We start from the raw sequence: 9,227 nt of genomic DNA on the forward strand, positions 1-9,227 counted from the left end.
AGGCCTTCGTCTCCGAGGCGATCAAGCCGCTCATCCCGGGCGTCATGACCTTCGGCGCCGGCCATTTCTACGTCAGCCAGTCCGACAAGGGCGGCCTCGTCTTCGGCGGCGATATAGACGGCTACAATTCCTACGCCCAGCGCGGCAACATGCCTGTGATGGAAGACGTCTGCGAGGGCGGCATGGCGCTGATGCCGATGATCGGCCGCGTGCGCCTGCTGCGCCAGTGGGGCGGCATCATGGACATGTCGATGGACGGTTCACCGATCATCGACAAGACGCCCGTCGACGGGCTCTATCTCAACGCGGGCTGGTGCTATGGCGGCTTCAAGGCGACGCCAGGGTCCGGTTTTGTCTTTGCGCACCTCCTGGCTCGCGACGAGTCGCATGAAGAAGCGGCACGGTTCCGCCTAGACCGGTTCCGAACTGGCGCCATGATCGACGAAAAGGGCCAGGGCGCCCAACCGAACCTGCATTGAAGGCGGTTTAGAAGAAATGCGCATTGCCTGTCCTTTCTGCGGTGAACGCGAACTCGGCGAGTTCACCTATCTCGGCGACGCCAAGCCGGTGCGGCCCGAGGCCGGCGCCTCGGAAGACGAGGTCTTCGACTATGTCTATCTGCGCGACAATGTCGCCGGCGCGACCAGCGAATATTGGTACCATGGCGGTGGTTGCCGGGCTTGGCTGAAGGTCACCCGCAACACGCTGACGCACGAGATTTCCTCCATCGAACCGGCGGCTGGTGCCGGCGCTGCGAAGGTTGGTGCGTGATGGCCGGCGCGCAGACACACCGGCTCGGCAATGGCGGGCTTGTCGACCGCTCGGCACCGCTGAACTTCCGTTTCGACGGCAAGGCTTTCTCCGGCTTCCAGGGCGACACGCTCGCCTCGGCGCTGATCGCCAACGGCGTCAAGCTGGTCGGCCGCTCATTCAAATACCATCGCCCGCGCGGCATCCTGACTGCGGGCTCGGAAGAACCCAATGCGCTGGTTGAGCTGCGCACCGGGGCACGGCGCGAGCCGAACACCAAGGCGACGACGGCCGAACTCTATGACGGGCTCGAGGCCGCCAGCCAGAACCGTTGGCCGTCGCTGCGCCACGACGTGATGTCGGTCAACCAGCTGTTCGCGCCGATCTTCGTTGCCGGCTTCTACTACAAGACATTCATGTGGCCGGCGAAGTTCTGGGAAGCGATCTATGAGCCGGCGATCCGCCGCGCCGCAGGCCTTGGCCGTGCCGCCGGCCTTGCCGATCCCGACCACTACGACAAGGCATGGGCGCATTGCGACGTGCTGATCGCCGGCTCCGGCCCGGCTGGTCTGGCCGCGGCGTTGGCAGCCGGCCGCGCAGGCGCCCGCGTCATCCTGTGCGAGGAGGATTTTGTCCTCGGCGGCCGTCTGCTGTCGGATGGCGGAATGATCGACGGCGAACCTGCGGCCGAGTGGATTTCGCGGACGCTGGCTGAACTGGCTGGTATGCCCGACGTCCGCGTCATGACCCGCACGACGCTGTTCGGCGTCTACGATGGCGGCACCTATGGCGCCATTGAGCGGGTCAACGACCATTTGCCCTCGCCGCCCGAGCACCAGGTGCGCCAGCGCCTGTGGCGGATCGTGGCGAAGCGCTGCGTCGTGGCAGCCGGCGCCATCGAACGGCCGATCGTCTTTGCCGGCAACGACACGCCCGGCGTGATGATGGCCTCCGCCATGCGGACCTATGTCGCGCGCTACGCCGCAGCGCCGGCAAAACGGATCGCGCTGTTCACCAACAATGAGGATGGCTGGCGCACGGTCGAAGCGGCCCTCGGTGCCGGCCTGCAGATCGCGGCGGTCATCGATGCACGGCCCGAAATATCGCCGGCGCATCGTTCGCTGGCCTCGAAGGGCGGCTTCCCGGTGCTGCACGGTTCCGTCAGCGGCGTCGACGGCGGCAAGGATGGCGTCAGGAAAATCGCGGTGTCGCTGACCGGCGGCGCGCGCGCCGAGGTCGAAGCGGACGGGCTAGCCGTTTCCGGCGGCTGGAACCCGGCGGTCGGGCTGACCTCCTATCATCGCGGCCGGCCGAAATGGCGCAGCGACATCTCCGCCTTCGTGCCCGACGGCGCGCCTCCAGGCATGGTCGCCGCAGGTGCCGCCAATGGTGCCTTTGGCCTTGGCGCCTGCCTCAGTCAAGGCTTTGCCGCCGGCGCGGCAGCCGCGCATGATGCCGGCCGGACCGGCAATGCGGGATCGGCGCCTGTCGCCGACGACGAGGTTTTCTCGCTCACCCCGCTCTGGCATGTCGCCGGCAAGGGCAAAGCCTTTGTCGACCAGCAACACGACGTCACCGCGTCCGACATCGAGCTGGCGCAGCGCGAGGGTTTTGAATCGGTCGAGCATCTGAAGCGCTACACCACGCTCGGCATGGCGACCGACCAGGGCAAGACCTCCAACGTCGCCGGCCTCGCCATCATGGCGGCGGTAACAGGCAAATCCATTCCCGAGACTGGCACGACCATCTATCGCCCGCCTTACGTGCCCGTCGCCATCGGCGCCTTTGCCGGACACCATCGCGATGAGACTTTTCATGCAACGCGGCTGACGCCGTCGCATCACTGGGCCGTGGAACAAGGTGCTGTCTTCGTCGACACCGGCCTGTGGAAGCGGGCGCAGTGGTACCCCCGCGCTGGCGAGAAGGACTGGCTGGAATCGGTGACGCGCGAGGTCAAGGCGGTGCGCTCAGGCGTCGGATTCTGCGATGTCTCGACGCTCGGCAAGATCGACGTGCACGGTCCGGATGCCGGCGCCTTCCTCGACCGCGTCTACATCAACACCTTCTCCAGTCTTGCAGTGGGCAAGGCGCGCTACGGGCTGATGCTGCGCGAGGATGGCATCGTCTATGACGATGGCACGACGTCGCGGCTGGCCGAGGATCATTATTTCCTGACCACCACCACGGCCAAGGCCGGTCTGGTGATGCAGCATCTCGAATTCTGCCGCCAGGTGCTGTTCCCGAAGCTCGACGTGCAGCTCACTTCCGTCTCCGACCAGTGGGCGCAGTTCTCGATCGCCGGACCGAGCGCGCGGGAGTTGCTGAAACAGATCGTTGATGAGTCCGAGGACCTTTCCAACGAAGGCTTTCCGTTCATGGGCGCGCGCGAAGTGACATTGCGCGGCGGCCTCAAGGCGCGGCTGTTCCGCATCTCGTTCTCCGGCGAAATGGCCTTCGAGATCTCGGTACCGGCACGCTTCGGCGATGCGATGGCGCGCAATCTGATGCTGGCCGGCGCGCCATTCGGCGTGACGCCTTACGGCACCGAGGCGCTCGGCGTCATGCGCGTCGAAAAGGGCCACATCGCCGGACCGGAACTGAGCGGCACGACGACAGCGGCCGATCTTGGTCTGGGCAAGATGATGTCGACCAAGAAAGACTATATCGGCCGCGTCATGGCCGGACGCGAGGCGCTGGTAGCCCCAGATCGCCAGGTCGTCGTCGGCATCAAGCCGACGGACGAGACACGCCGGTTGCGCTCCGGCGCACACATCATCCCGAAGGGGCAGACGCCCGGCCCCGGCAACGACCAGGGCTATGTCACCTCGGTCTGCTTCTCGCCGACGTTGGATCAGTGGATCGGGCTCGCGCTTGTCGAACGCGGCCGCGAACGCATCGGCGAGATCGTGCACGCGCATGATCCATTGCGCGGCGAAGACTATGACGTCGAACTCTGCAATCCCGTCTTCTACGACCCGGATGGAGGGCGCCAGCGTGGTTGAGTTTTCCTGGGCTCCCCGCAGTCCGCTTGAAAAGGCGCTCGTTGCCGGCGTGCATGGTGCACGCGGTATTGAGGTCGGCGTCTCGCTGACCGAGATCCGCAATTTTGATCTGATCCAGGTGATGGCGCGGCGCGGCCAGGCGGCCGAGCTGGGACAAGCCGCCAAGGCTCGGTTTGGTGTTGCTGTCCCTGATGCGCCCAAGGCGGTGCGGACTTCGGACGCAACGCTGATCTGGTCGGGACCGGACCAGTTCTTCGTGCTGTCGAAGGGCGGCAAGCACACGATGCAGACGCTGGAGCCCGCATTGTCCGGCTCGCTGTCGGACCAGTCGCATGCGCGGGTTCTGGTCAGCATCTCCGGCGCCAAGGCGCGGACAATGCTGGCGAAACTGTCGTCGATCGATTTGCATCCCGATGCGTTTCCGGTTGGCGCCGCCGCCGCGACGTCGATGGATCACACCAGCGTCACGCTCTGGCGCGACAGTGATCGGACGGATGGGCAGGCGGTGTTCAACGTTCTGATGTTTGCGACGTTTGCCGAGAGCCTTTGGCATACGATGCTTGACGCTGCGGCCGAGTACGGCGTGGACATCAGTCACTCCAAGGACTTAGCGTAACGCTTGTGCGCGGCCTTCCCTTCTCCCCTTTGTGGGAGAAGGTGGCCTCGCGAAGCGAGGTCGGATGAGGGGTGCTCCAGCTTGGCAAGAACGGTGATCCGGCCAGCACCCCTCAACCGTCTCGGCGCTGCGCGCCGATCCACCTTCTCCCACAAGGGGAGAAGGGAAAAAGCGCGCTCTCCTTGCCAAACGCGATCCCCCTGCTATTCTTGCTGCTAAAATAATTTCACGCACAGGCAAACTTGTTTCTCGAACCGCAAGGCTGAGATGAGCCAGTCGCCCTACCCCGCAATTGCCGCCGGACCGCCCAAGCCTAGCCTCATCCTGAGGCCCGGCCAGATCGCGCTGCCGCCGGGCATGGAGCGTTATACGATCCAGGGCAACGGCGCGGTGCTGATCGACATCGAGGCCGGCGACGCAATCACCGTGCGCAATGTCGAAGGCGGCCAGGCCTGCGAACTTCTGGCCTGGGACAGGACCGGCGCGACCGATCCCGGCATTTTTGGTGAAGCATCGAACAGCAACGCTGCCGGCATCAAAGCGCTGCTCATAGAGGGCGACGACAGTCTCGCATCCCTGCGGAGCGGGCTCGCCCGCCGGCAGGTGCAGCTTGACCACGCCAAGGCCGTGCGGGTGTTCGGCGTCACGACACCGGCCGGCACCGAGCAGGCTTTCACCGTCGCACGCGATGGTGCGGTGCTGATTGCCGCCCCCGGCAGGCCGATGCTGGTCGATGGTCATGACACGGCGACACCGCTGACCGTCTTCGTTCGCCGCGCCACGATCCGCCCGGCGGCGAAATCGCTATTGGCTGATCCGCTTGCCGACCCGGTGCTCGATTTGCGCGTCCATTCGGCGACCGCGGAGGCCTATTTCGTTAGGGCTGGCGACTATCTGCAGATCATCGATATCGACGGGCGCCAATGCACCGATTTCCAGTGCTTTTCGGCGCGCAAGCTGGACAGGGGACTGGATCATCCGCTCGACGTGACGACGACGCGCACGCTCATGGGTGCGAGCTACCCGATGCCCGGCCTGCATTCCAAATACTATGACCAGGACATGGAGCCGCTGGTCGAGGTGGTGCAGGACACATGCGGCCGGCACGACGCCTTCGCGCTCGCCTGCGCCGCCAAATATTACGACGACATCGGCTATCCCGGACACACCAACTGTTCGGAGAATTTCAACGGCGCTCTGGCCGGCAAGGGCGTCAATCCCCGCGCGGGCTGGATGGCGATCAACTTCTTCTTCAACACGGCGATCGACGCGCATGGCGTCATGGTGTCCGACGAGCCGTGGTCGCGGGCGGGCGACTATGTGCTGCTCAGGGCGCTCACCGACATCGTTTGCGTTTCCTCCGCCTGCCCCGACGACACGACGCCGGCCAATGGCTGGAACCCGACCGACATCCATGTGCGGACCTATTCCGGCCAGCACAAATTCTCGCGAGCGATCGCCAGACGCATGACGCCCGATTCGGAACCGAAAATGACCCGCGAGACCGCTTTTCATTCGAGCTTTGCCAAGCACACCCGCAACTTTCAGGAGTACAAGGGCTATTGGCTCGCCAATTCCTTCGCCAAGGACGGGCCGATCGCCGAATACTGGGCCTGCCGCCAAGGCGCGGTGATCATGGACCTGTCGCCGCTGCGCAAGTTCGAGGTCACCGGCCCGGATTCCGAAGCGCTGCTGCAATACACGCTAACCCGCGACGTCAAGAAGCTTGGCGTTGGCCAGGTGGTCTATTCGGCCATGTGCTACGAGCATGGCGGCATGATTGATGACGGCACCCTGCTGCGGCTGGGCAAGGACAATTTCCGCTGGGTCGGCGGCGACGATCTGTCTGGCGAGTGGCTGCGCGAGACGGCGACAAAACTCGGCCTCAATGTCCTTGTGCGTTCCTCCACCGACCAGATGCACAATGTCGCCGTGCAGGGACCAAAGAGCCGCGACATCCTCAGGGAGGTGATCTGGACCTCGCCGCTGCAGCCGTCGATCGACGAACTCGATTGGTTCCGCTTCGCCGTCGCCCGCATTGGTGGCGGCAACGGCATTCCGGTCGTCGTCTCGCGCACCGGCTATACCGGCGAGCTCGGCTACGAGATCTGGTGCCATCCGCGCGACGCCGAAAAAGTCTTCGACGCCATCTGGGAAGCCGGCCAGCCTCACGGGCTGAAGCCGATGGGACTGCAGGCGCTGGACATGGTGCGCATCGAGGCCGGGTTGATCTTCGCCGGATACGAATTTTCCGACCAGACCGATCCGTTCGAGGCCGGCATCGGCTTCACCGTGCCGCTGAAGAGCAAGACCGACGATTTCGTCGGCCGCGAGGCGCTGATCCGCCGCAAGGAGCACCCGCAGACGAAGCTGGTCGGTCTCGACATCGACGCCAATGTCGACGTCGGCCATGGCGATTGCGTGCATGTCGGCCGTGCCCAGATCGGCGTGGTCACGTCAGGCATGCGCTCGCCGGTGCTGAACAAGACCATCGCGCTGGCCAGGCTCGATGTCACCCATTCGGCTGTCGGTACCGAGGTCGAGATCGGCAAGCTCGACGGCCATGCCAAGCGGCTGCCGGCGCGAGTCGTCGCCTTCGCCCACTACGATCCGCAAAAGACCAAACCGCGTTCCTGACGGCCCTTCCCTCCCAAGACAGTGAGGCCGTGCTGCAGTTCGTGATAGGAATTTTTTCTTGACCTGCTGAGGGCAGCTATGCTACATATTCGTCCATGGTGCTGATTTGCGCCGCGACCCGCCTCCGGCGGGTTTTCGCTTCCTGACCCTTGGTCCTTTTCCGAACAATCCCACCGCGGCAGTGTGAAGCCGACATGTTTCGCAAGCGTGATGTGCACGGCGCGACAAATCGCTTGACCTGAAAGCGCGCCGGATCAATCTTCACTGTTAAGAAAAAAATGCGACTGAGTGGAAACACCGACAGCCGCCCAAAGCATGCGTCGATGATGAAGCCTCGCGAAGTCGCGGCCGTCACGAACGGGGAACATCAAAATGGGGAACAAAGACATATGAGCACGATAACGACTGTCCTGGAGCCGCTTGCCGAAGGCAAGTTGCACCGAAATATCGACTGGCGCGGCGCCTTCTGGGTGGCGAGCGGCGTGCCGGCCCTGGTCCTGTTCTCGATCGGCGGCATTGCCGGCACGACCGGCACGCTGGCCTTCGCGATCTGGATCTTCTCCATGATCATGGGCTTCCTGCAATCCTTCACCTATGCCGAAATCGCCGGCCTGTTTCCGAACAAGTCGGGCGGCGCGTCGATCTACGGCGCCACCGCCTGGCTGCGCTATTCCAAGTTCATCGCGCCGCTGTCTGTCTGGTGCAACTGGTTCGCCTGGTCGCCGGTGCTGTCGCTCGGCTGCTCGATCGCCGCCGCCTACATCCTCAACGCGCTGGCGCCAGTGCCGCTGTTCACCGAAACCTCACCCGATGTCGTCGCCTATATCGCCGCGCATGCCGGGACGAGTGCCGCCGACGCCATCACAGCGGTGACCGCGGCGGCGACGCCGGCAATCCGCAACTGGACGCTTTACAGCCACACGCTGGGACCGGTCTCGTTCACCTTCAACGCGACCTTCTTCATCGGCGCAGTGCTGATGCTGATCATCTTTGCGATCCAGCATCGCGGCATTCTCGGCACCGCCAATGTGCAGAAATATATCGGCCTCTTGGTCATCGTCCCGATGCTGATCGTCGGCGTGGTGCCGATCGTCACCGGCCAGATCAACTGGGCGAATTTTTCGCCGCTGGTGCCGCTGGCCGCAGCCTACGCGCCCGAGCCCGGTGCCTGGAACATCGCCGGCTGGACGCTGGTGCTTGGTGGTATGTTCATCGCCGCCTGGTCGACCTACGGCTTCGAGACCGCCGTCTGCTACACATCCGAGTTCAAGAACCCCGGCACCGACACGTTCAAGGCGATTTTCTATTCCGGCCTTCTGTGCATGCTGCTGTTCATCCTGGTGCCGTTCACCTTCCAGGGCGTGCTTGGCCTCAACGGTATGCTGGCGACGCCGATCGTCGACGGCTCCGGGGTCGCCGACGCGCTGGCCGGCATGGTCGGCGGCGGCGCGCTAGTCCACAGCCTGTTGGTGATGCTGATGATCCTGGCGCTGGTGCTGTGCATCATGACGGCCATGGCCGGCTCTTCGCGTACGCTCTACCAGGGCTCGGTCGACGGCTGGCTGCCGCGCTATCTCAGCCATGTCAACGAACATGGTGCGCCGACACGGGCAATGTGGACCGATCTCGTCTTCAACCTGATCGTGCTGGCCATCGCCTCGGCCGACGCGACGAGCTTCTTCTTCATCCTCGCCGTGTCGAATTGCGGTTACATCATCTTCAACTTCCTCAACCTCAACGCCGGCTGGATCCACCGCATCGACAACGGCCATATCGCACGGCCCTGGAAGGCGCCGAGCTGGCTGCTCGGGATCGGGGCGATCTTCGCCTATGTCAACGCGATCTTCATGGGCGCCGGTGCCAAGGTATGGAACCCGATGGCGCTGTGGGCCGGCCTGATCACGGCAGCGCTGATCATCCCGGTGTTCTGCTTCCGACACTACATTCAGGACAAGGGCAAGTTCCCCGACCACATGCTGGCCGATCTCGGCATGACGGGGGCCGACCTCTCGGTCAAAAAGGCGGGCATGCTGCCCTATCTGACGCTGGTCGCCGGCGTGGTGGTGATGCTGCTCGCCAACTGGTTCTTCGTCATCTGACCTCATAAAAATAAAAAGGATCGGGCGCGCTTCGGCGCGCCCGATCCTTTTCGACTGGCGCGATCGATCTATTCGGCGGCCAGCGCCAGTTGCGGCTTTTCGGCTTCCTGGCTCAGTTCCAGA

General features: G+C 64.1%; 6 protein-coding genes. All 6 read left to right on the forward strand.

Annotated features, from left to right (window positions below):
• The coding region (locus tag EN914_RS13400; RefSeq protein ID WP_127389116.1) for an FAD-dependent oxidoreductase at positions 1 to 479 on the forward strand (479 nt) is incomplete at its 5' end.
• A gap of 16 nt (positions 480 to 495) precedes the next feature.
• Positions 496 to 771, forward strand: coding sequence for a sarcosine oxidase subunit delta (locus EN914_RS13405; RefSeq protein WP_024502588.1), 276 nt, complete (start codon positions 496 to 498; stop codon positions 769 to 771).
• Positions 771 to 3,752, forward strand: coding sequence for a sarcosine oxidase subunit alpha (locus EN914_RS13410; RefSeq protein ID WP_024502587.1), 2,982 nt, complete (start codon positions 771 to 773; stop codon positions 3,750 to 3,752). Before EN914_RS13405 ends, EN914_RS13410 begins: the two co-directional genes overlap by 1 nt.
• Positions 3,745 to 4,368: a sarcosine oxidase subunit gamma gene (locus EN914_RS13415; protein WP_024502586.1), complete on the forward strand. Its 624-nt coding sequence runs from the start codon at positions 3,745 to 3,747 to the stop codon at positions 4,366 to 4,368. The genes EN914_RS13410 and EN914_RS13415 overlap by 8 nt, the downstream gene beginning before the upstream one ends.
• A 267-nt stretch (positions 4,369 to 4,635) precedes the next feature.
• Positions 4,636 to 7,005, forward strand: coding sequence for a DUF1989 domain-containing protein (locus EN914_RS13420; protein ID WP_024502585.1), 2,370 nt, complete (start codon positions 4,636 to 4,638; stop codon positions 7,003 to 7,005).
• A 389-nt stretch (positions 7,006 to 7,394) separates the two neighbouring features.
• Positions 7,395 to 9,104, forward strand: a complete 1,710-nt coding sequence (locus EN914_RS13425; RefSeq protein WP_024502584.1) for an APC family permease — start codon at positions 7,395 to 7,397, stop codon at positions 9,102 to 9,104.
• Positions 9,105 to 9,227 lie beyond the last annotated feature (123 nt).

The organism is Mesorhizobium sp. M7A.F.Ca.CA.001.08.2.1 (assembly GCF_003998455.1).
GTDB classification, from domain to species: domain Bacteria; phylum Pseudomonadota; class Alphaproteobacteria; order Rhizobiales; family Rhizobiaceae; genus Mesorhizobium; species Mesorhizobium ciceri.